The following is a 22,659-nucleotide window of genomic DNA, read 5'->3' on the forward strand; positions in this document are numbered from 1 at the left end:
TCCCAACGCCACATTGGGAGGCTGAAACCTGACGAATGCCGCATTGGGATTTTTTTCCCAGGACCCAGGGCTCAGCACTTGGGGGTGGGGCGGCCTTCCCGCAGGTCGGCCAGCGCGGTCAGCGCACTGTCCAGGGTGGACACCTTGATCAGGTTGAGTCCTTCCGGGACCGCCGACTTCGCCTCGGCGCAGTTGCGCTCGGGCACCAGGAAGTCGGTCGCGCCCGCTTCACGCGCGCCGACCAGCTTGAACGAGATCCCGCCGATCGGCCCGACCGCGCCCTTTTCGGTGATCTCGCCGGTGCCCGCGATGTGCCGCCCGCCCGCGATGTCACCGGTTTCCATCCGGTCGACGATCGCCAGCGCGAACATCAGACCCGCCGACGGCCCGCCGACGTTCTCCAGCGAGATCTTCACGTCGAACGGCACGTCCGCGCGGTCGATCGGGGTCAGCCCGATGAATCCCTCCGGACGGTCGGGCCGCTGGCCCAGTGTCAGCGGGGTGGTCTTCGGGGGCTCGTTGCCGTGCTGGAAGGTGATCGAGATGGTCTGCCCCGGCTTGGTGCCGGCGAGTGCCGCGCGGACGTCCTCCTCGGCGACGATGTCCTTGCCGTTCACGTTCACCAGCCGGTCGCCTGGCGCGAGCACCTTGTCGGCGGGGCTGCCCGCGACGACCTCCTTGGTCAGCACCTTCACCGGGTACTTGAGGTGACGCAGCGCCGCGACCTCCGCGTTGCTCTGCGAGTCCTCGAACTGCTTGACGTTCTCCTGCTTGACCTGATCGTTCGTCTCGCCCGGCTTGAAGTACTCCTCGCGCGGCGCCAGCGCGTACCGGCCGCTCGCCCACAATCCCAGAGCGCTGAACAGCGTGACGCCGTCGCGCAGCGAGACCGTGGTCATCCGGAGTTCGCCGGTCGTCGGGAACTCCTGGTGCCCGTTGATCTGGACGACGGGCTTGCCTGCCTCGTCCTTGCCGAGCGTGTCGTAGGTCGGGCCAGGGCTGATCGCGACGAACGGCACCGGCGCGAAGAAGCCCAGCGCGGCGAACACGAGGAACAGCACGGCGCTGATCACCAGCGTCCAGCCGCGCCTGCTCAGCCGGTGGTCCCGCTCCGGCGGCGGCGGAGGGCCGGACGGCAGCGGCTGATGCGATTCGACAGCGGTTTCATCGCGGGGCGTGCTCACGGTCGACAGCGTACGGTGACGGTGTTCGCTTCGCGGTGAAGGGCACGCACTCCTCACCGGTCGGAGCCCTCAACCAGTGGTCTATCCGCGTACGGTGGTGTCATGAGCAAACCCCCCTTCGGCTTCGGACCGTCCGATCCCGAAAACGATCCTTCTGACCCTGGGCAGCCGCCCGCTGACGCGTTCAATCAGCTGGGTCAGATGCTCAGCCAGCTGGGCCAGATGCTCAGCCAGGCTGGCACTTCGACCGGGCCGGTGAACTACGACCTGGCCAAGCAGATCGCGTTGCAGAACCTCAGTGGCAGCGGCGAGGGCAAGATCGGCTTCTCGTCGGCAGGCGGCGATTCGAGCACCGCCGTCCGTGACGCCGCGCACCTGGCCGAGCTCTGGCTGGACGCCGCCACGATCCTTCCGGCCGGCGCCGCGAAGACGGTCGCCTGGTCCGCGCGTGACTGGGTGGAGAAGACCCTGCCGACTTGGCAGCGGCTCTGCGACCCGGTGGCCCGCCAGGTTTCCGGCGCCTGGGTGCAGGCGCTGCCCGAAGAGGCCAAGCAGGCCGCGGGCCCGTTGCTGTCGATGATGGGCTCGATGGGCGGCATGGCGTTCGGCTCGCAGCTCGGCGGCGCGCTCGCCGCGCTCGCCCAGGAGGTGCTCACCTCCTCCGAGGTCGGCCTCCCGCTCGGCCCGGACGCGACCTCGGCGTTGCTCCCGGCGAACATCGAGAAGTTCACCGAGGGACTGGAGCTGCCCAGCAGCGAGGTCCTCGTGTTCCTCGCGGCCCGCGAGGCCGCGCACCAGCGCCTGTTCGCGCACGTGCCCTGGCTGCGCCAGCGGCTGCTCGCGACGGTCGAAGAGTTCGCCAACGGCATCTCGGTCGACACCTCGGCGCTGGAGCAGATGGTCGGCCAGATCGACCCGGCCAACCCGGCGAGCATCGAAGAGGCCATGTCCTCCGGCCTGCTCGAGCCCAAGACCACCCCCGAGCAGCAGGCCGCGCTGACCAGGCTCGAAACCCTGCTCGCGCTCGTCGAGGGCTGGGTGGACGTCGTCGTGGCCGAAGCCGTCGGCGACCGCCTCCCCGGCGCGGACGCGCTGCGTGAGACGCTGCGCCGCCGCCGCGCCACCGGCGGTCCCGCCGAGCAGACCTTCGCCACCCTCGTCGGCCTCGAACTCCGTCCCCGCCGCATGCGCGCGGCCGCGGCGCTGTGGAAGCTCGTCGGCGACCAGTACGGCATCGAGAAGCGTGACGGCCTCTGGTCGCACCGCGACCTCATGCCGACCGCCGAAGACCTCGACGACCCGATGGAGTTCGCCGAGCAGCTCGGCAAGACCGGCGACAACGCCGACCTCGACCCCATCGCCGAGCTGGAGAAGACCCAGCGCGCCGAGGACGCGGCCAAGGGCGAGACCGGCAAGCCCGAAGATGCGGCCCAGGGCGAGACCGACAAGCCCGAGGACCCGAAGCCCGACAAGTAGCTCCCACGCGAAACGGGGCCTGAAGCGACCGCTGCTTCAGGCCCCGTTTCGCGTCGGGTCGTGAGTGGTACGGCCGGTTCTAACCGGCGATACCGCTCACGACCCCCACGCGCGAAGTCAGCCAGAAATCCTTGTAGCCCCAGTAAAAGCCCGCCGCGTCACGGCGTCTCGATCTCGATCCCCCATCCCGCCGCGGCGGAGAGCCCCTCGAGGAACCCGATCGCCCGCTCGGTCTTCGGGTACCGCCGCACCAGCGCCCAGAACCCTGCGCTGTGACTGGCCACCCGCAGGTGGGCCAGCTCGTGCACCAGCACGTAGTCCAGCACCCACGGCGGCACCTTCCGCAGCCGGTCGCTGACGCGGATGGTCGCGTCCACCGGCGTGCAGGACGCCCAGCGGGTGCGCATCTCCGGCACCCAGCGGACGCTCACCGGGTTCGCCGTGCCGTCGAGGTACTTCGACGACAGGTACGCGCACCGGATCATCAGTGCCTCGTCGGCCCCGCCGCGCACTCGCGGCGGCGGGGGCGCGAGCACCGGCTCGCTGGAGGTGCGCCTGAGCTTGCGCTCCATCTCGGCGACCCAGTGCCGCTCTTCCTTCTTGCTCATCCGCGCGGGGATCATCACGACCAGCGTGTCGCCTTCGAGGCGGGCGCTGACCGTGCGTCTGCGTCGCGGACTGCGTCTCACCTCGACCTTCTCTTCAGCGTTCGTCTCGTCCCGAGTCGTCAGGGAGGGCATCCGTGCTTCGGCCACGCAACAACGGTAAGGCCAGTCACCGACACTTCCGATCCCTGAATGGTCACAGCCCTCAGTTATCCACAGGCGAGTTTCGCTGTGGATAACCGGCCCTCCGCGGAGCCGACCGTGAGCCACCATTTGTCACCCTGAGTGCCATGGATGATCAGTCACACCCTCAGCTGCTGCCCGGCCTCCAAGTGCTCGAACGCGGCACGGCGGAAGTCCAGATCGGGCTCGACCCCCGGCACGCCGTGGTCGCCGGCGGGCTCGATCCCGAGGTCATCGAGGCGCTGCGAGCGCTCGACGGCCGCCGCACCCTGCGGAACCTGCTCGAAATCGCGGGCGAGCACACCGAGGAGTTCAAGCAGCTGCTCACCGGGCTGCACCGGCGCGGGCTGCTCCGCGAAGCCGACCCGAAGAACCGCGGCGGCGAGACCGGCCTGTGGGCGTTGCGCGCCGGCCACCGCGATGACCGGGAACGCGCACGCAGGCGGCACTGCGCGGTGGTCGTCCGCGGCGAGGGCAGGCTGGCGACGGCCGTCGCGGCACTGCTCGCGACCGCGGGCGTCGGGCACATCGACGTGGTCGCCGACGGCACCGTCGGCGTCGGCGACCTCGGCACCGGGCTCGCCGAGCACGACCTGGGCACCTCGCGGCGCCAGGCCATCGCCGAGGCCGTGCACCGCGTCGATCCGACGATCGCCACCACGCGCCTGTTCGGCGACCGCAAACCCGACCTGGTGCTGCTGACCGACGCCGTGGTGCCCGCGCCGGAGGTGCTCGCCGAGCTGATGGCCGCGAAGACCGCGCATCTGCCGGTCCGGATCAGGGACGGCATCGGCATCGTCGGGCCGCTGGTCGTGCCCGGCCGCACCAGCTGCCTCACCTGCGCCGACCTGCACCGCACCGAGCTCGACCAGAGCTGGCCGAGGATCGCGGGGCAGCTGGCGGGCCGCGCGCTGCAGGCGTGCCTGGCCGACGTGCAGTCCTGCGCCGCGCTGGCGGCCGCGCAGACGTTGCGCGCGCTCTGCGCCGACCGCGAGCCGCCGCCGGTGTGGAACACCACACTCGAACTCGACGCCTACGCGGGGACCGTGAAGAACCGCTGGTGGCCGCCTCACGCCAAATGCCAGTGCCGCGCTCGCTGAGAGACGGCCGGCGAATCCCTGCGCGGGACACGGGACGCAAGGCAGAATCGGGGAGTGACCGAATCTCGCGAGTCGACCGAAGACACCGTGATGCCGCGCAAAGGCGCCGCACGCACGGCGAAGCTGGCCAGCATCCCGCTGGGGATCGCGGGTCGCGCGGTCGGCGGCTGGGGGCGGCGGCTGACCGGCCAGAGCGCGGAGGAGGTCAGCGCGACGCTGTCCGCCAAGGCCGCCGAGCAGGTGTTCGAGGTGCTCGGCTCGCTCAAGGGCGGCGCGATGAAGTTCGGCCAGGCGCTGAGCGTCTTCGAGGCCGCGGTCCCCGACGAGATGGCCGCGCCCTATCGCGAGGCGCTGACGAAGCTGCAGTCCGGCGCGCCGCCGATGCCTGCCAGGCAGACGCACCGCGTGCTCGCCGAGCAGCTCGGCCGGTCGTGGACGAGCCGGTTCGCCGAGTTCAACGACGAGCCCGCCGCCGCGGCCAGCATCGGCCAGGTGCACCGCGGGATCTGGCACGACGGCCGCGAGGTCGCGGTCAAGGTGCAGTACCCCGGCGCCGACGAGGCGCTGCGCAGTGACCTGCGCCAGCTGCAGCGGTTCAGCAGGGTGTTCCAGGCGTTCGTGCCCGGCACCGAGGTCAAGCCGCTGCTGGCCGAGCTCGCCGCGCGGATGAACGAGGAGCTCGACTACCTGGCCGAGGCCGACAACCAGCGCGCGTTCGCGAAGGTCTACGCGGACGACCCCGAGGTGCTGATCCCGCGCGTCGTGGCGAGCGCGCCGAAGGTCGTGGTCAGCGAATGGGTCACCGGCACCCCGCTCGCGAAGATCATCGCCAGCGGTGACACCGAAACCCGCAACGAGGTGGGCAGGCTGCTCACCGAATTCCACTACTCGTCGCCGCAGCGCGCACACCTGCTGCATTCGGACCCGCATCCTGGCAACTTCATGCTCACCGAAGACGGCCGTCTGTGCGTGATGGACTTCGGCGGCGTCGCGCGCCTGCCGGACGGCATCCCCAGCCACTTCGGCGAGATGACGCGCCTGGCGCTCGAAGGCCGGTCGACCGAGCTGATGCAGCTGCTGCGTGACTGGGGTTTCATCCGCCCCGGCACGGAACTGAGCGCCGAGGACGTGCTCGCCTACCTGGCGCCGTTCACCGAGCCGCTGGCGTCGGAGACGTTCCACTTCACCCGGCGCTGGCTGCAGAAGCAGGCCGGCCGCGTCGGCGACACCAGGGGCCGCGACTTCCAGACCAGCCGCTCGCTCAACCTGCCGCCCGAGTACCTGATGATCCACCGGGTGACCGCGGGCTCGACGGGCATCCTCTGCCAGCTCGACGCCGAGATCCCGGCGCGGGCGATCGTCGAGCGCTGGCAGCCGGGATTCGCCGCCTAGCGTTACCACATTTCGCCACTGCGTGATTTCAGTTATCCACAGCAGGGCGGAAAACGACGCGGGAGGACCGTTCGCGGGCCCGAGTTGTCCACAACTTCGGCGACCCGGTTCCACCCGGTTGGCCGAGCGGGCACGCTCGGTTCATGACCAAACTCCAGCACACCAGAAGCGAATCACTCAGCCATCTCGCGACCGAAGGCGTGGTGACCGTCAAGCGGCTCCAAGCCGCCGGTGTCTCGACGAGCCGGATCACGGTGCGGTGCCGTCCCGGCGGGCCATGGCGGCGCCTGCTGCCGGGCGTCGTGCTGCTCAGCAACGGCGAACCGACCCGAAGACAGCGGCTACGGGCGCTGATGGCGAGGTTCGGCCCCGACTGCGTCATCACCGGCGTCGACGCGCTCCGCGCGCACGGCGCCGACCTGGCGCAGCCGCTCAGCACCCAGCTGCTCGTTCGGCCGAACAGGCGGGTGCTGCCGGACGAGCTGACGATCATGCACCGCACCACCCACCTGCCGGAGCCGGTGTTCGTCGACGGGCTGCCGTACGCGCCGATCACCCGCGCGATCGTCGACGCCACGCGCCGCGAGTACGAGCAGGAGCCGATCAACCGGCTGGTCAGCCAGTGTCTCTACTGGGGCCTGTGCACGGTGGACGAGCTGCGGGCCGAGCTCGAGACGGGCAACCAGCGCGGCACCTCCGGCATCCGGTCGGCGCTGCGGACCCTGGACCTGTCGGCCGGCACGTACCTCAGCGGACTGGCCAGGCGGCTGCTCCGCTCGTCACCGCTGCCGCCGGCGAGCTGGGACGTCACGGTCTGCGACGCGCGTGGCAAGCCGATCGCGCTCGCCGACGCCTGGTGGGACCAGGTCGGGCTCGCGTGGATGGTGACGCCCGGCGCGCCGGGCGTCCGGCCGGATGGTCATCTCGCGCACCTGAACCTGCTCGCGGCGGGCGTCACGGTGGTCCGGTCCACCTACGAGCAGGTGGCCGAAACCCCGGAGACCATCGTCAGGGAACTGGTCCGCGCGTACGCCACCGCGGCGGCGCGTGACCGCCCGAAAGTGCAGGGGCTACGGCGCCTGCGCGCGGACGAAGCGGCGTAAAGAAATCCATTCACCAATACTCGGAAGGGAGTTTTCCTTCGATATCGCGGACGTGGTCACGTGCGCAGTCAGGACAGAGCCAGCGGAGCGTTCCGGAGTCGCGATCGGCGACCCAGGCCAATGCCCGCAGTGGATCCTCGGTGGCGGTTTTCCTTGTACCACAACGAGAACACGTGACCACGTCGGCGTCGCTCACGGCATTCGACCAAAGTGGACGGTCCGCGCGGCGAGCAGCGAAAGGTCGTCGCGGGCACCGAGATAATGCGCGCTTTCCGGGTCGAGCAATTGCGCGAGAGCGGCATTGTCGGACGCGCTCAGCCGTTCCTCCGCGCCCTGTGCCAGCCAGGTGATCGCGTCGATGGCGGCGGCGCGCACGGCTTCGCCGCCAGGCGCCGGGTGGTGATAGAGCACGCCGAACGAGCTGACGTCGGCCAAGCCCGCCTTGCCGAGCGCGGTCTCCCAGCCGTACGGCATGCGGACACTGCCTTCCATGCCGCCGCGCATCTCCCAGAACCAGATCTCCTTGGCCGCGAGCAGCCGCCGTTCGAGACCGGGTTCGCCGACCCCGAGATCCGCGGGCAGGTGCTGGGTCGGCAGGCCGCCCTCGGCGAGCGCGAGCGTGCCGCCCGTGCGCAGCGCGGTGACCAGCCGGTTGATCCCGGCCTGCTGATCGGGCAGATGATGTACGACCGCAGACGCCCAGACCAGGTCGGCCTCGGGCACCAGTGCACGCAGGTCCTGCTCGCCGAGATTGGCATGCACGGCTTTGACCTGCACGGATCCGCCGCCGGCGCGCGTCGCGACGGATTCGGCCTCGGCGAGCAGCGCCTCAGTGCCGTCGACGAGGACGACCGTGCCGCCGCCGGTCGCCGCGAGCGCGGCGGCGAAGCTCGCGCTCATCCCGCCGGATCCACAGCCGACGTCGACCACGGTCGGCGCGGGCCGCAACCCGGCGGTGAGCCTGGCCGCCACCCCGGCATGCGTCTCGGCATCCAGTTGGTCGGCCCGGCGCATCAGCGGAAGCCGGGACGTCCAGTCGACATCGTCATGTGTTTTCGCAGCCATGGATTCATTGAACCGCAGGCCGGGCAGACCGCCATTTCTATTTGCCGAAACGGCAAGACACGGCTTGGGCCCCGGAGAGACTCGCACCCTCCGGGGCCTTGCCGTTTCACTCAGTGCTGGTGACGGTGAGCGCGTTCGCTCGCCCACTGGGCGAGCTTGCCCCACCGGCGAGCCGCGCGCGCGGATCGGATACTCCCGCGTACCCGAGCCTCACGGAAGCTCTCTTCCAGCTCTTGTATTCGCGCTTTGGCCAGTTCTTCATGCAATAACATCTCGCTGGTCTCCTTGACCTTGATCTCGTTCAATTCGCTCGGCACGACGCTTTCGGGCGTGCGCCGCAGTTCGTAATCCCTGGTGGTAACGGGCATGGCGGTCATGCGGCCGCGCTCCGTGCGGTCTGCGCGGTACCGGTCTGCGCGTCGCTACCCGCGACGACCGGGGTCTTGCGCGGACGGCCACGGGGACGCTTCCGAGCGACGACAACGCCGCGCTCGAAGATCTCGCCACCCCAGACGCCCCACGGCTCACGCCGGGCGACCGCACCCGCGAGGCAAGCCGCGCGGACCGGGCAGTCACCGCAGAAGCCCTTGGCGCGCTCCAGCTCGGACGGGGCCTCGGCGAACCAGAGGTCGGCGTCGCCGGAACGGCAGGGGAGGGTGTATTCGGGCGAGTCGAAGACGTCGAACAAGTCGCCGACCCCCGCCTCGGTGAAGACGTCGGGCAGTGCGCCCGGCGTGAAAACGGCAGTGGACATGGTTGAGCTCCTTTGTGGGTTAACGGTGTTCTGACTCTTGCTTGAGCCGGTCATAGGTAAAGCCCCCATAGCTGGTACAGCACAAAAAACACGAAGGCCGCGGATCCGATGATCGGTTCCGCGGCCTTCGTGAGCCTTGTCCTGACTTACGTCAGGTACGTCGCCCCGGTGGTGACGGAACGCGGAACTGCTTGATCGTCGGCAGATCAACGGTGTTCAAGACATAGGTGTGGCGCGAAACCGGAGCGCTGACGGGCGCGAGCTTGATACCGGTGCCCCCAAAGACACCCTCGCGTCCGATGGCCTCGAACCAGCGCATACCGGTACCCCGGCGCACGGCGGTCTGGGTCGCTTCGATCGTCAGAGCGGAAGCGGCGCAGGACAGAGCGATGCCAGGGTTCGTGATGGCTTTGGTGATCCTCATCGAGCTGACACCTCCTCAAATCTCCCGCGCCTGCCGCGTTGGCGGCCTGCGACTCTCGCACCCGGGCGGTTCACCCGTGTAACAGCAGGTTATTGCCACCGAGCACACGACGGCAACTTATTTTCCAGAAAATCTCTGAACTCACGAAGATCACCGCTGAGCAGCGGGTTCGCCGCGTGAAAGTCCCCCGAGACGCGGTTTATCCTACCCGGCCGCGCGGACGACTTCGAGTACTTCGGCACCGAACCGCTCGAGCTTCGACGCGCCGATGCCGGAGATCGACACCAGCGCGCTGTCGTCGGTCGGCCGCTGCTCCGCGATGGCCACCAGCGTCGCGTCCGTGAACACGACGAACGCGGGCACCTTGAGATCACGCGAACGCTCGGCCCGCCAGGTCCGCAGCCGCTCGAGCAGCGCTTCGTCCACATTGGACGGGCACCTGCCGCAGCGGCTGAGCTTGATCTCCATCGTCTCCATCAGCGGCCCGCCGCACACCCGGCATCGCGCCTTGGCGGCCACCGGCTTGCCCGCGCTCTGCTGCTGCGAGCGAGCGACCCGAGCCGCCGGGTGATCTTCGGGGATCAGCCCGTACAGGAACCGGCTGCGTCGGCGGTTGCGCCGTCCGCCCGGCGTGCGCGAGAGCGCCCAAGTCAGCGAAAGGTGCTCGCGGGCGCGCGTGACGCCCACATAGAACAGCCGCCGTTCCTCTTCGATGGCGGCGTCGTCTCCGTCGGCGTGCTGGATCGGGACCGTGCCCTCGGCGAGCCCGACGAGGAACACCGCGTCCCACTCAAGGCCCTTGGCCGCGTGCAGCGAGGCGAGCGTGACGCCTTCGACCGTCGGCGGATGCTGCGCCGCGGCGCGCTGGTCGAGGTCGGTGACATAGCGCTGCAGATCCGCGTCCTCGACGCTGGCCGCGAGCTCCTCGGCGAGCTCGACGAGCGCGAGCAGCGCGTCCCAGCGCTCCTTCGCCGCCCCGCCGCTCGGCGGCTGCTCGGTGAGCCCGATCGGCGCGAGCACCGCGCGGACGATGGTCACCAGATCGCCATCGGGCTCCCGCCCGACGGCCGACCGCAGCGAGATCACGGCCTGCCGGATCTCCTTGCGCGCGAAGAACCGCTCGCCACCACGCACGAGATACGGGATGTCGACCGCGCTCAGCGCCTGCTCGTAGCCCTCGGACTGGGCGTTCACCCGGTACAGCACGGCGATCTCGCTGGCGGCGACGCCCGCGTCGAGCAGATCCCGGATCCGGCTCGCGACGGCGGCGGCTTCGGTCGCCTCGTCGTCGTACTCGGCGAAGCGTGGCTCGGGACCCGGCGGGCGCTGGCCGATCAGCTTCAGCCGCGAACCGGCGGGCCTGCCGCGCGACGCGCCGATGACCTGGTTGGCGAGCGTGACGACCTGCGGCGTCGACCGGTAGTCCCGTTCGAGCCTGACGACGGTCGCCGACGGGAAGCGGCGTGTGAACTCGAGCAGCGGGCGCGGCGAGGCGCCGTTGTAGGAATAGATGGTCTGGTTGGCGTCGCCGACGACGGTCAGGTCGTCGCGCTCGCCCAGCCAGGCATCGAGCAGCCGCTGCTGCAGCGGGGTGACGTCCTGGTACTCGTCGACGATGAAGCAGCGGTACCGGTCGCGGAACTCGTCGGCGACGGCGCCGTGCTCCTCCAGCGCGGCCGTGGTGTGCAGCAGCAGGTCGTCGAAGTCGAGCACCTGCGCGGAGTTCTTGATCTCCTCGTAGTGCCGGTAGACGTCCGCGACCTGCAGCACCGGCGCCGGGGTGTCGCGCTGGGTGCGCGCGGCGATCGCCGGGTAGTCGTCCGGCGTGACGAGGCTGGCCTTCGCCCACTCGATCTCACCGGCGAGGTCCCGCAGCACTTCGGTCTCGGTGCTGAGCTTGGCGCGGTTGGCCGCCTGGCCCACGTACCGGAACTTGTTGTCGAGCAGGTCCCACCGGCGCCCGCCGACCACCCTCGGCCAGAAGTACCGCAGCTGGCGCAGCGCGGCGGCGTGGAAGGTCAGCGCCTGCGCCGACTCTACGCCGAGCGTGCGCAGCCGCGCCCGCATCTCACCGGCGGCCCGCGCGGTGTACGTCACCGCGAGCACCTGACCGGCGGCGACGTGCCCCGAGCCGACGAGATAGGCGATGCGGTGCGTGATCGTGCGGGTCTTGCCGGTGCCCGCGCCCGCGAGCACGCAGACCGGCCCGCGTGGCGCACTGGCCGCCGCGCGCTGCTCGGGATCGAGGCCGTCCAGCAGACCCGGACGGCGCAGCAGGGAAGATGACGCGCCGCTAGCCATGCCCCCGATCCTCGCAGAAGGACCACTCGCACCGAGGTAGCCACCCCGCTCCCGGTTTTCACCTCCTCGCCGGCACTACGCCGCCTGGGTGCCGCGCGAGGAGGCCGACACGACGCCGTATCCTGGAATGATGGCGGGAAAGCAGGATAAAGAAGCGGTCAAGCTGGCCAAGAAGGAGAAGCGCGCGGCGAGCAAGGCTCGGCGCGGGCAGATCTTCGAGGCGTTCAAGATGCAGCGCAAGGAAGACAAGGCGCTCATCCCCTGGATGCTCGGCTCCGTCCTGGTCATCGCCGGCGCGGCCTTCGGCATCGGCCTGATCTTCGACATCCAGTGGGCGCTGCTCCCGGTCGGCATCATGCTCGGCCTGCTCGCGGCCGTGATCATCTTCGGCCGCCGCGTCCAGAAGACGGTCTACGCGAAGGCGGACGGCCAGCCAGGCGCCGCGGCGTGGGCGCTCGAGAACCTGCGCGGCCGCTGGAAGGTCACCCCCACGGTCGCCGCCACCACCCAGCTCGACGCGGTGCACCGCGCGCTCGGCGGCCCCGGCGTCGTCCTCGTCGCCGAAGGTGCCCCGCACCGCGTGAAGGCCCTGCTCGCGCAGGAGAAGAAGCGCGTCGCCCGCCTGGTCGGCGAGACCCCGATCTACGACATCACCATCGGCTCCGAAGAGGGCCAGATCCCGCTGCGCAAGCTTCAGAACTACCTGATGAAGCTGCCCCGCAACCTCAAGCCCGCCCAGGTCGACGCGCTCGAGGCCAAGCTCGCCGCGCTCGGCAACCGCGGCGCGGCCATGCCCAAGGGCCCGATGCCCGCCGGCGCCAAGATGCGCAACGTCCAGCGCACCATCCGCCGCCGCTAGGCACACACTCCGCTGACACGAAAGCCCCGTTCGGAACGCTGACCGTTCCGAACGGGGCTTTTCGTCATGTCCGGCCCACCGTCCCGACTCTCCGGGTACGCGTGCCGACCCCCCAGGTACGCGTGCCGTCCATCCGTGTACGCGTGGCGTCCATCCGTGTACGCGTGGCGTCCATCCGTGTACGCCCGCCGACCGCGTCCGCGGGCCTCAGCGCATGCGAATGACCACGGTCCCCGTCACCCGATCGGCCCAGCTGCGCCCATCGATGTTCCGAATGGCCGCTGGAAGGATCAAGAAGGACAGCACGGCGCGCACCACCGCACGCCAGATACCGACCATCGACGCCCCGTCGAGGCGGGCGACTCGTACCCCCACCGCCGCCATGCCGGGGGTGAACCCGAAGAACGAGACCGGGACGGCGGACAGCACCGCCCAGACGAGACCCGCCCACAGGTTGTACGACTGCATCACCGCGGGGTTCTGCAGCTCGATCGGCATGAACAACGAGGTCACAAGCCCCGCGATCGCCAGATCGAGCAGGAAGCCGACGAGTCTCGCACCGCCGCTCCCGACCGAGCCGACCCCGTTTTCGGGCAGGCCGAAGCCCTGCCCACGCCACCGCTGCTCACGCTCCGGATCGGTTCCGATACCGTCGCCGGGTCCTGGCAGCCACTCACCGGTCCATCTCGCCACCCATCCAGGGTATGCCGCTGGCGCGAAGGGCATTCGCGCTGGTCGACTACCCGGTACCGCCCCACCCGTTAACACCGGCGAAACATACGGGTGACGGTCGGGCAACACCGCGCGCTTAGCGTGCGCCGAAGAGAGTACTGCCGCCGGCAACGAAGAAGAAGGAGTCACCGAGGGTGCCCACTACTCCAGACGATATTCAGCGGCTGATCCGCGACGAAAACGTCGAGGTCGTCGATGTCAGGTTCTGCGACCTGCCCGGCGTGATGCAGCACTTCACGGTCCCCGCGAGTGCCTTCACCGAAGAGGCGGCCGAAGAAGGCCTCGCGTTCGACGGCTCCTCGGTGCGTGGTTTCCAGTCGATCCACGAGTCGGACATGCTGCTGCTGCCCGACGCCGCGACGGCTCGGATCGACCCGTTCCGCAAGGCGAAGACGCTGTCGGTCAACTTCTTCGTGCACGACCCGTTCACCCGTGAGGCGTACAGCCGCGACCCGCGCAACATCGCGCGCAAGGCCGAGCAGTACATCTCCGAGTACGGCGTCGCCGACAACGTGTACTTCGGCCCCGAAGCCGAGTTCTACATCTTCGACTCGATCCGCTTCGACTCCGCCGAGCACGCCTCGTTCCACGAGATCGACTCCGTCGAGGGCTGGTGGAACTCCGGCGCCGACGAGGTCGGTGGCAACCAGGGTTACAAGACGAAGTTCAAGGGTGGCTACTTCCCCGTCCCGCCGGTCGACCACTTCGCCGACCTGCGCGACGACATCGTCCGCAACCTGCAGGGCTCCGGTTTCGAGATCGAGCGCGCGCACCACGAGGTGGGCACCGCCGGTCAGACCGAGATCAACTACAAGTTCAACACGCTGCTGCACGCCGCGGACGACCTGATGATGTTCAAGTACATCGTCAAGAACACCGTCTTCGCGGCAGGCAAGACCGCGACCTTCATGCCGAAGCCGCTCGCGGGCGACAACGGCTCGGGCATGCACTGCCACCAGTCGCTGTGGAAGGACGGCGTGCCGCTGTTCCACGACGAGTCCGGTTACGCCGGCCTGTCGGACACCGCGCGCCACTACATCGGCGGCCTGCTCAAGCACGCCCCGAGCCTGCTCGCGTTCACCAACCCGACCGTCAACTCGTACCACCGGCTCGTGCCGGGCTTCGAGGCGCCGGTCAGCCTGGTGTACTCGCAGCGCAACCGCTCGGCCTGTGTCCGTATCCCCATCACGGGCAACAACCCGAAGGCCAAGCGCGCCGAGTTCCGCTGCCCCGACTCGTCGGGCAACCCGTACCTGGCGTTCTCGGCGATGATGATGGCCGGTCTCGACGGCATCAAGAACAAGATCGAGCCGCCGGACCCCATCGACAAGGACCTCTACGAGCTCCCGCCCGAGGAGGCCAAGAACGTCAAGCTCGTTCCGGGCGACCTCGGCACGGTGCTCGACACGCTCGAGGCGGACCACGACTACCTGCTCGAGGGTGGCGTCTTCACCCCCGACGTGATCGAGACGTGGATCTCGTACAAGCGTGAGAACGAGATCGACCCGCTGCGCCTGCGCCCGCACCCGTACGAGTTCGCGCTCTACTACGACGTGTGATATCAAACCGGGCCTGACCTGGTAAAACACCTGTTTTCGGCCACCCAGGCCGTCTGCAGGCCGTCATAGCGAAACGGCCGGTTCCGCCTCCTGCGCGGGACCGGCCGTTTGTGCAAAGACCCGAGCTCGCGGCCGCGCGTGAACGCGGAATCTTCTCCTCGATTTTCGAGTTCGAAGACGGAAATCTGGATGGTTGTCGCCCGCATAAATACGGTGCACACAGATTTCCATCCACAATCGAGGAAATGGTGATCACAGCGTGTCTCACCTCAAATACAAGGCGGCAACCGTCGCGCTCGGCCTTGTCGCCGCAAGCGTCCTCACGCCGGCAGCTGCTTACGCCGCGAGTGCCGTGAAAATCCAGGTCTGCAACTACTACGCCGACACTGACCCTGCCCACAGCGATATCAACGTCAGGATCAGCGGGTACAACCAGAACGGCACCTGGACTGAATCCAAAACCGCGAAGGTCCCCAAAAACGGCTGCAAGACATGGTTCGGCCTGCAGGTGGACGGCGCCAGCTACGACTACTGGTGGCGGACGGACCAGGATGTGCGGATTTGGAACAGCCGCGTCATCCACACCTCCACGGAGTTCGCTTCGAAGGTACAGACCGACGTACGGCACGTTCCGGCGAGCGCCTCGGACGGCAGCACCCGACGGGCCAACCTCCCGAACCAGTAGCAGCCTCGAATGGCATAGCCACCGAGGTACTGATCAGTGGTCCCTTGAGGAAATTCTTCGGGCACCGAGTACTCGGGGCCGTGGTCGGGGGAACACCTCGGCCGCGGCCCCGTTTTGTCTTTCCCCCGCACCCGCTCCAGCCGATAACGTGGGCGGCATGCACAAGATGATCGTCCTGTACCCCGCACCGCTCGATCCCGAGCACTTCCGCGAGTACTACCTGAACACCCACATCCCGCTGGCCGCGAAGATGCCGGGGATCCTGGATTGGCGCTACAGCTTCGACGTCAGCGCCGGGCGCGGCGAGTCGCCGTACTTCGCGATCTTCGAGGCCGACTTCGCCGACAAGGCCGCCTTCATCGCGGCGGTCACCTCGCCGGAAGGCGCCGCCGCGATCGCCGACGTGCCGAACTACGCGACCGGCGGCAGCATCTCGCTCAACTACCCGGTGACCACGCGCCCCGAGTGATCACTCCGACGTGGACAGCAGCGCCACGTCGACACCGGCGGCGGCGAGCCTGCCTCGTGGATCCTCGACCAGCTTCCGGCGGTCGAGGTCCATCAGGCCGAGCGTGCAGGTGATCTCCGCGCAGAGCGTGCCGTCGGCCTTGTAGATGTTCGAGTCCATCCGGAACGTCTTGCCGCTGCCGAACTTCGCGTCGCAGGTGATGTCGACGACGTCGCCCGCGCGCAGTTCCCTGCGGAAGCTGATGTGCGATTCGAGCAGCACCGCGGCGAGTTTCGCCTCGTGCATCCCGCCCTTGAGCGCGCCGGCGAGCTCCATCAGCTCGAGCCGGGAGATCTCGCCGTACGAGTGGTAGACGGCATGGTTCAGGTGGCCGAGGGTGTCCAGCTCGTAGTGGCGGACTTTCACCCTGGTCCGGAAGACTTCGCGCTCGCTCACGTTCCCCACTCTAATTGCGTATGCATCTGTATACATGGCAGGCGGAACGTGCTAACACTAGAGCCGGTCCTCCGGCTCCTCCTCCCCCCTCGGGAGTCGGAGGACCGTTCAGTCCTCGTAGAAGAGCCTGCCGACCACGGCATGCGCGCGGCGCGTCGTCCGGCGGTAGTAGTCGAGGAACTCGCCAGGGTCGTCGTCGGCCGAATAGCCGAGGATGCGCGCGACCGCGGCCAGCTCACGTCCCGAACTCGGCACCTGGTCGACAGCCTTGCCGCGCACGAGCATCCCGGCGTTGCGCACATGCGTGGCCAGCAGCCAGGCCTCACGCAACGACTCGGTGTCCGCCTCCTCCGCGAGCCCGGCGTCGGCCATCGCCGTCAGCGCGTCGAGCGTCGAAGTCGTGCGCAACCCCGGCACGGCGTGCGCGTGCTGGAGCTGCATGAGCTGGACCGTCCATTCGACATCGGCGAGCCCGCCGCGGCCGAGTTTCGTGTGCCGGGTCGGATCCGCGCCCTTCGGCATCCGCTCGGTCTCGACCCGCACCTTGATCCGGCGCACCTCACGCGCCTTCGCGGCGTCGAGCCCGCCTTCGGGATAGCGGATCGGATCGATCATCGCGAGGAACCGCTCGCCGAGATCGTCGGTGCCCGCGAGATACCGCGCCCGCAGCAACGCCTGCGCTTCCCAGACCTCGCCCCAGCGCTCGTAATACGCGCGGTAGGACTCCAAAGTGCGCACGAGTGGCCCGTTTCGCCCCTCCGGACGCAGATCCGCGTCGACCACGAGCGGCGGATCGGGACTGGGCGCACCGAGCAGCTTGCGAACGGTCTCCACGACCGACGACGCGAAGCGCGCGGCCTCGGAGTCTGAGAAGCCTTCAGTGGCCTCACAAACGAAAAGCACGTCGGCGTCGGATCCGTAGCCGAGTTCCGCGCCGCCGAGCCTGCCCATCCCGATCACCGCGATCGTCGCCGGCGTGGCGCCGATTTCGGTCTGGCGCTTGCGATACGCGGCGGCCAGCGTGCTCTGCAGCACCGACGCCCACACGGTCGACAACGCGTCACACACCGACGGCACGTCGAGCATTCCCAGCAGATCCGCGCTCGCGACGCGCAGCAGCTCGTGCCGCCTGAGCGACCGCGCGGTCGCGACGGCCGAGTTGAGCCCAGGCTGGCGCCGCACGGCCGCGCGCAGCGAGGTCGCCACCTCCCGTGGCGTCCGGCCGGACAACCGCGCCGGATCGCCGAGCAACTGCAGCACTTCCGGCGCGCGCACGAGCAGATCCGGCACCAGCTTCGACGTGCCGAGCAGGAACGCGAGCCGTTCGACGACAGCGCCCTCGTCGCGAAGAACCCTGAGGTACCAAGGAGTCTCTTCGAGCGCCTCGGACACTTTGCGATATGAGAGCAAACCACCGTCTGGGTCCGACGTGTCGGCGAAAAGGGCCAAAAGCACCGGCAGCAACGCCTGCTGGATCGCCGCGCGCCGCGAAACCCCCGCGGTCAGTGCCTTGATGTGCTGAAGCGCGCCGTCCGGCGCGGTGTACCCGAGCGCGGCCAACCGGCTTTCGGCCTGCTTGGTCGTCAAGCGCAGTTCTTCGGTCGGCACGTTCGCGACGGACTGCAGAAGCGGGCGGTAGAACAGTTTTTCGTGCAGCCTGCGAATGCGCTGGATATGCCTGCGGAACTCGGCGAGCAGCACCTCGCCCGCGTCCTTGCCACGCGCGGGCGCGATTCCCGTCGCCCTGGCCAGAATCCGCAACTCGGTCCGGTCGGAGCTCTCGGGGAACAAGTGGGTGCGCCGCATCCGCCGCAGCTGCAGCCGGTGCTCGATCGTCCGCAAGAACTCATACGACGCCTCGAGTTCGGCCGCGTCCGACCTGCCGACGTAACCACCGTCGCCCAGCGCGGCCAGCGCGTCCAAAGTGGATGCCGAGTGCAGCTCAGGGTCCACCCGGCCGTGCACGAGCTGGAGCAGCTGGACGGCGAACTCGACATCCCGCAGCCCGCCGCGGCCCAGTTTCAGCTCACGTTCGGCATGTTCGCTCGGCACGTGACCTTCGACCCGGCGCCGCATCTGCTGCACCTCGGGCACGAAGTTCTCCCGGTCGGCCGCCGCCCACACCATCGGCGCGACCAGGTCGACGTACTGCTGCCCGAGCTCGGCGTCGCCCGCCACCGCCCGCGCCTTGAGCAGCGCCTGGAATTCCCAGGTCTTGGCCCATTTCTTGTAGTAGGCATCATGCCCGTCGAGCGTCCGCACGAGCGCGCCAGCCTTGCCCTCCGGGCGCAGCGCGGCGTCGACCTCGAAGCAGGCATTGCCCGCGACGCGCATCATCGTGCTCGCCAGCCGCGTCGCGACCTGCAGATCGCCGTCCCCGACGAAGATCACGTCGACATCGCTGACGTAGTTGAGCTCGCGCCCGCCGCATTTGCCCATCGCGATCACGGCCAGCTTGGCCTCGTCCGCCCGCCGGACCTCCTGCTCGGCCACCGCCATCCCGGCCTTGAGCGCGGCCTCCGCGGCGACGCTGAGCTGAGCGGCGATCTCCGCGTACGACGGATGCGCGAGCCCCGGCTCGACCAGGTGCCCGAGGTCGGCGGCCGCGATCTCCAGCAGCAATCCGCGATAGCCGACGCGCAGCGCCAGCTCGGCTTCAGCCCGCACGAGCACGGTCCCGTCGCCCGCGTCGAGCGCGGCCAGCAGCTTGCCCGCGTAGTCCTCGGGACGGGTCGGCTTCTCGGGCGTCAGCCGTTTCCACTCGGCGGGGTGACTCGCGAGGTAGTCGGCCAGCGCGCTGGAGGTCCCCAGCACCGCGACGAGCCTGCCCCGGAAGGTGCGATGCGCGCGCAGTGCCTCGGCGAGTTCGGCCCACCCTGCCTCGTCGGCTTCCCTGATCCGGTCGAGCCCGCGCAACGCGAGATCGGGATCGGCCGCCCGCGCGAGCGCGGTGAGCACGTCGACGGCGCCTTCGACCGGCCCAGACGCACCCCACCAGCCGGCAGCTCGGAGCTGCCCTTCGGCACGTTCGTCGGTGAAGCCGTATCTCGCCGCGGAGGCGGTCAGTCGCGCACGATCTGCCACGAGCCCACCGTAGTCGGTGTGGCCCGTTTCCCGCCTCAGGCGGCGAGCTGCTCGCGCTCAGGGGCGGGGTCCGGCACCACGAAATCGTTGACATTGACCGGCTTACGACGCGAAAGGGCGTAAATCGAGATCCCGAACGCGATCCCGGCTCCGCCGACCGCGAGCGTTCCTGCGGTGCCCCACGAGGCGATCTTCCCGGCGACCGCGCCGACGATGGCCGCGGCGGGCAGTGTGAACAGCCACGCCAAGACCATGCGGCCCGCGGTCTTCCAGCGGACCGGCGCTTCGTTGCGGCCGACCCCGGACCCGACGATCCCGCCGGAGCAGACGTGCGTCGTCGACAGCGGGAAGCCCAGCTTCGACGAGATGAGGATGACCGCGGCCGAGCTGGTCTGCGCGGCGAAACCCTGCGGACCCTCGATGTCGGTCAGGCCCTTGCCCAGCGTGAACGTGATCCGCCACCCGCCGAGGTAGGTGCCCAGCGCGAGCGCGAGCGCCGCGGCCAGCACCACCCAGCCCGGCGGCCCCGAGCCGGGCGCGAGGCTGCCGGCGCTGATCAGGGCGAGCGTGATCACGCCCATCGTCTTCTGCGCGTCGTTGGTCCCATGCGCGAACGACACGAGCGACGCCGAGATGATCTGCCCCGTCCGGAACCCGGTTCCCCCGCTCCGCCCGCGCACGAACTTGTAGACGAGCCAGGTCACCAGCATCGCCGCCGCGCCCGCGATCACCGGTGAGAGCACGGCGGGCAGCAGCACCTTCTGGACGATCTTTCCGAAGTGGACAGCGTCCCCGCCGACAGCGGCCCAGGTCGCCCCGATCAAGCCGCCGAACAGCGCGTGCGACGAACTCGACGGCAACCCCACGAACCAGGTGAACAGATTCCAGACGATCGCGCCGATCAGCCCGCCGAACACGATCGCCGGACCGATCCTGGTCTCGTCGACCAGCCCGCTCGAGATCGTCTTCGCGACCTCGACCGAGATCAGCGCGCCCGCGAGGTTCAGCACGGCCGACAGCGCGACCGCGACTCTTGGCCGCAGCGCGCCGGTCGCGATCGATGTCGCCATCGCGTTCGCCGTGTCGTGGAAGCCGTTGGTGAAATCGAAAACCAGCGCCGTGATGATCACGACGGCGACGAGCAGCGAGGGGTCCACCCCGACCTCCGAACCCTGTGGGAATCCTTCGCAAGGTACCGGAATGGGAGTACTAAACGTTAAGACGCCGTACTGTTTTGTGACACACGTCGTTACGCGAGCGGTAACATCCGGCTCTTGTCTTGCGCCGGCTCCAGCTCACCATCCGCCAAGCGGACGAACCTCTCCGCGAAAGGCCGCCAGGTTTCGGCGATGTCCTCGTGCAAGCGAGTGAGCGCCTCAGGTTCGAAAACACCCGGACGGGCGTACGCGGCCAAGTCAGGTTCAGCGTCCGCCCAGGCCTTGAGCACGGCAGGCGTGGTCTCGATATGGAACTGGATGCCGTATACGCGCCGATTCAGCCTGAATGCCTGATGCTGATATCGAGGGGCGGAGCCGAGCAGTTCAGCACCCGGCGGCAGCTGCTCGATCACGTCGGTGTGGAACTGCACGACGTCCTGCACCATCGGCAGGTCGGCGAACAACGGATCCATCCACGCGACATCCTTCTTCGCGACCAGCCCTGGCCCGATCTCCGGCCCCGCCGCCCCCTTAGCGACCCGCCCGCCGGTGGCGACGGTCAGCAACTGCGCCCCGAGACAGATCCCCAACGTCGGCATCGAAGCCCCGGCCGCGGCCGCCAGCAGCCGCCGCACCTGCGCGAGCCACGGGTGTTTCGCGTCATCCTGCGCACCCATGCCGCCACCAAGGCAGACGACACCGTCATAACCATCAAGGCTTTCAGGGATCTCGTGCCGAGGCGGCAGCCTGACGTCGAGCTCGGCACCGGCCTCGCGCAGCCAGGTACCCAACGGCCCGGCGGGATCGGACAGGTCCGGCTGGATGATCAGCAACTTCGGGGTACTCACCTAGTCCACGATACGGACCTCAGCACCCACAGACAGGCCCCGCCACCGCGAACGGCGTCGACTCCGTCGGATATCCCGCCTCGAGCCAAGCCTTGATACCCCCAGCGAGCCGTTTCACGCTGAATCCGAGCTCAGCGAGCTTAAGCGCGCCCTTGGTGGCGGCATTGCATTGAAAGCTCTCGCAGTAGCACACGTAAACGAGCGAACGGTCCAGCTCAGCGGTGCTCTCCGCGGTCATCTCGCGGTACGGCAGGTTGATCGCCCCAGGTATCCGTGCGGAGTCGAACACTTCCGGCGCCCGCGTCTCGACGACCACATAGCCCTCTTGCGTACCGGCGACGAGATCACGATGAAGGTCATCCGGATCCACTTCGAAAGCGAGTTCGGCGGAGTACCGGGCCACGGACGCTTCCGGACTGGGAGCCGGCTGAGCGAGCACTCTGGATGCGAAGGTCATGACACAATCCTGCCGACGGCGAAGGTGAGTCCGACATGGCTTTCCCCAGCTCCAGGTAGCCAAAGATCGAGAATTCCCAGGCAGATCGCCGCCGAGGGCAGGAGTTTCAAGGTGGACCTCGACGACATCGACTGGCAGCTCCTGGAGCTACTCCAGTCCGACGGCCGCCTGACCTTCAGCGAACTGGGCCGCAGGGTTTCGCTCTCCGCCCCGGCCGTGACCGAGCGCGTGCGACGGTTGGAGGACCGCGGCATCATCACCGGCTACGCGGCCTCGGTCAACGTCGCCAAACTCGGCCTCCCCATCGAGGCCATCATCCGAGCCCGAGTCCGCAGCCTCGACACCCCACGCTTCCGCGAAACCATCCTCCCGCTGAAGGAGGTGGTCAGCGCCGACCACATAACCGGCGACGAATGCTGGCTGCTCCGAGTCGCCTGCGCCACGACCGCGGACCTGGAGTCCTTCGTCGAGCGCACCCAACGCTACGGCGAGACCACGACCTCCCTGGTCTTCTCCTCCCCCGTCCGCCAACGCCCGATAACCCACCCCTGACCGCGCCCGGGTGTAAACACGAGCCTTTCGCGGTGTCCCACACCCATGCACTCCGTCTCCACGCGCGGCTAGGACTTGTCGCTGACTGGACGACGCGCGTTCATGGATGGACGACGCGTGCGCGTGGATGGACGACACGCGCGGGGTCGGTGGCCGGCGTGTCGCGCGGAAGCGGCGAACAGGTGTGCGGGACGGGCAGGTTCGCGTGCCCGGGGAGCAAGTTCGCGTGCACGGG

Annotated in this window: 22 protein-coding genes; 9 read left to right on the plus strand and 13 right to left on the minus strand. The window is 68.8% G+C overall.

The genetic code is table 11. The annotated features are described in order from the left end of the window. Nucleotides 1-71 precede the first annotated feature (71 nt). On the minus strand, nt 72-1,184 hold the full coding sequence (locus ACFV15_RS41950; protein ID WP_378358258.1) for a PDZ domain-containing protein: 1,113 nt from the start codon (nt 1,182-1,184) through the stop codon (nt 72-74). A gap of 102 nt (nt 1,185-1,286) precedes the next feature. Between ACFV15_RS41950 and ACFV15_RS41955 the strand changes: the two genes are divergently transcribed. Beyond that, nucleotides 1,287-2,660 carry a zinc-dependent metalloprotease gene (locus ACFV15_RS41955; protein WP_378358259.1) on the plus strand — a complete coding sequence of 458 codons (1,374 nt, stop codon included), beginning with the start codon at nt 1,287-1,289 and terminating at the stop codon, nt 2,658-2,660. 158 nt (nt 2,661-2,818) lie between these two features. Here ACFV15_RS41955 and ACFV15_RS41960 read toward each other — a convergent pair whose 3' ends face one another. Further along, nucleotides 2,819-3,400: a M48 family metallopeptidase gene (locus ACFV15_RS41960; RefSeq protein WP_378358294.1), complete on the minus strand. Its 582-nt coding sequence runs from the start codon at nt 3,398-3,400 to the stop codon at nt 2,819-2,821. Nucleotides 3,401-3,555: 155 nt separating this feature from the next. On the opposite strand from ACFV15_RS41960, the gene ACFV15_RS41965 reads away from it, so the two are divergent. The 3 genes from ACFV15_RS41965 (at nt 3,556) to ACFV15_RS41975 (ending at nt 7,043) form a co-directional block, all read left to right on the plus strand. Continuing rightward, on the plus strand, nt 3,556-4,548 hold the full coding sequence (locus ACFV15_RS41965) for a ThiF family adenylyltransferase (RefSeq protein WP_378358261.1): 993 nt from the start codon (nt 3,556-3,558) through the stop codon (nt 4,546-4,548). Between the two features lie 90 nt (nt 4,549-4,638). Then, nucleotides 4,639-5,940 carry an ABC1 kinase family protein gene (locus ACFV15_RS41970; protein WP_378358296.1) on the plus strand — a complete coding sequence of 434 codons (1,302 nt, stop codon included), beginning with the start codon at nt 4,639-4,641 and terminating at the stop codon, nt 5,938-5,940. A 143-nt stretch (nt 5,941-6,083) separates the two neighbouring features. After that, nucleotides 6,084-7,043, plus strand: a complete 960-nt coding sequence (locus ACFV15_RS41975) for a hypothetical protein (RefSeq protein ID WP_378358263.1) — start codon at nt 6,084-6,086, stop codon at nt 7,041-7,043. A 192-nt stretch (nt 7,044-7,235) separates the two neighbouring features. On the opposite strand, the gene ACFV15_RS41980 is transcribed toward ACFV15_RS41975, so the two are convergent. From ACFV15_RS41980 to ACFV15_RS42000, 5 genes are all read right to left on the minus strand, one after another. Then, complete coding sequence (locus ACFV15_RS41980; protein ID WP_378358265.1) at nt 7,236-8,108, minus strand: class I SAM-dependent methyltransferase; 873 nt, start codon at nt 8,106-8,108, stop codon at nt 7,236-7,238. Nucleotides 8,109-8,218: 110 nt separating this feature from the next. Further along, on the minus strand, nt 8,219-8,485 hold the full coding sequence (locus ACFV15_RS41985; protein WP_378358267.1) for a hypothetical protein: 267 nt from the start codon (nt 8,483-8,485) through the stop codon (nt 8,219-8,221). Then, on the minus strand, nt 8,482-8,862 hold the full coding sequence (locus ACFV15_RS41990; protein WP_378358269.1) for a WhiB family transcriptional regulator: 381 nt from the start codon (nt 8,860-8,862) through the stop codon (nt 8,482-8,484). Before ACFV15_RS41990 ends, ACFV15_RS41985 begins: the two co-directional genes overlap by 4 nt. Nucleotides 8,863-9,013: 151 nt before the next feature. Continuing rightward, complete coding sequence (locus ACFV15_RS41995) at nt 9,014-9,286, minus strand: hypothetical protein (RefSeq protein ID WP_378358270.1); 273 nt, start codon at nt 9,284-9,286, stop codon at nt 9,014-9,016. A gap of 204 nt (nt 9,287-9,490) precedes the next feature. Then, nucleotides 9,491-11,587 (minus strand): ATP-dependent DNA helicase UvrD2, encoded by a 2,097-nt coding sequence (locus ACFV15_RS42000; RefSeq protein WP_378358272.1) that lies wholly within the window; start codon nt 11,585-11,587, stop codon nt 9,491-9,493. Nucleotides 11,588-11,717: 130 nt separating this feature from the next. Between ACFV15_RS42000 and ACFV15_RS42005 the strand changes: the two genes are divergently transcribed. After that, nucleotides 11,718-12,446, plus strand: coding sequence for a DUF4191 domain-containing protein (locus ACFV15_RS42005; RefSeq protein WP_378358273.1), 729 nt, complete (start codon nt 11,718-11,720; stop codon nt 12,444-12,446). Between the two features lie 207 nt (nt 12,447-12,653). Here the strand turns inward: ACFV15_RS42005 and ACFV15_RS42010 are convergent, their stop codons facing one another. Further along, entirely contained in the window at nt 12,654-13,139 is a 486-nt protein-coding gene (locus ACFV15_RS42010; RefSeq protein WP_378358275.1) for an RDD family protein, read from the minus strand. 173 nt (nt 13,140-13,312) lie between these two features. Here ACFV15_RS42010 and glnA point away from each other — a divergent pair, with 173 nt between their 5' ends. The 3 genes from glnA to ACFV15_RS42025 all read left to right on the plus strand — a co-directional run bounded on the left by glnA (nt 13,313) and on the right by ACFV15_RS42025 (nt 15,891). Then, a complete protein-coding gene (gene glnA, locus ACFV15_RS42015; RefSeq protein ID WP_378358277.1) occupies nt 13,313-14,737 on the plus strand; it encodes a type I glutamate--ammonia ligase in 1,425 nt (474 codons plus the stop codon). Between the two features lie 259 nt (nt 14,738-14,996). Further along, the gene (locus ACFV15_RS42020) at nt 14,997-15,422 is read left to right on the plus strand and encodes a hypothetical protein (RefSeq protein WP_378358279.1); all 426 of its coding nucleotides are present in this window, start codon (nt 14,997-14,999) and stop codon (nt 15,420-15,422) included. Between the two features lie 157 nt (nt 15,423-15,579). Further along, nucleotides 15,580-15,891 carry an EthD family reductase gene (locus ACFV15_RS42025; protein ID WP_378358281.1) on the plus strand — a complete coding sequence of 104 codons (312 nt, stop codon included), beginning with the start codon at nt 15,580-15,582 and terminating at the stop codon, nt 15,889-15,891. Here ACFV15_RS42025 and ACFV15_RS42030 read toward each other — a convergent pair whose 3' ends face one another. The 5 genes from ACFV15_RS42030 to ACFV15_RS42050 all read right to left on the minus strand — a co-directional run bounded on the left by ACFV15_RS42030 (nt 15,892) and on the right by ACFV15_RS42050 (nt 21,872). After that, nucleotides 15,892-16,326 (minus strand): acyl-CoA thioesterase, encoded by a 435-nt coding sequence (locus tag ACFV15_RS42030; RefSeq protein ID WP_378358282.1) that lies wholly within the window; start codon nt 16,324-16,326, stop codon nt 15,892-15,894. A gap of 108 nt (nt 16,327-16,434) precedes the next feature. After that, a complete protein-coding gene (locus ACFV15_RS42035; RefSeq protein ID WP_378358284.1) occupies nt 16,435-19,410 on the minus strand; it encodes a bifunctional [glutamine synthetase] adenylyltransferase/[glutamine synthetase]-adenylyl-L-tyrosine phosphorylase in 2,976 nt (991 codons plus the stop codon). Nucleotides 19,411-19,445: 35 nt separating this feature from the next. Then, nucleotides 19,446-20,567 carry an anion permease gene (locus ACFV15_RS42040; RefSeq protein WP_378358286.1) on the minus strand — a complete coding sequence of 374 codons (1,122 nt, stop codon included), beginning with the start codon at nt 20,565-20,567 and terminating at the stop codon, nt 19,446-19,448. Between the two features lie 92 nt (nt 20,568-20,659). Further along, complete coding sequence (locus ACFV15_RS42045) at nt 20,660-21,415, minus strand: type 1 glutamine amidotransferase (RefSeq protein ID WP_378358288.1); 756 nt, start codon at nt 21,413-21,415, stop codon at nt 20,660-20,662. Nucleotides 21,416-21,434: 19 nt separating this feature from the next. Then, nucleotides 21,435-21,872, minus strand: coding sequence for a rhodanese-like domain-containing protein (locus tag ACFV15_RS42050; RefSeq protein WP_378358290.1), 438 nt, complete (start codon nt 21,870-21,872; stop codon nt 21,435-21,437). Between the two features lie 111 nt (nt 21,873-21,983). Between ACFV15_RS42050 and ACFV15_RS42055 the strand changes: the two genes are divergently transcribed. Continuing rightward, nucleotides 21,984-22,424, plus strand: a complete 441-nt coding sequence (locus ACFV15_RS42055; RefSeq protein WP_378358292.1) for an Lrp/AsnC family transcriptional regulator — start codon at nt 21,984-21,986, stop codon at nt 22,422-22,424. Nucleotides 22,425-22,659 lie beyond the last annotated feature (235 nt).

It is taken from the genome of Amycolatopsis sp. NPDC059657 (genome assembly GCF_042734395.1).
Classification (GTDB): Bacteria; Actinomycetota; Actinomycetes; order Mycobacteriales; family Pseudonocardiaceae; genus Amycolatopsis.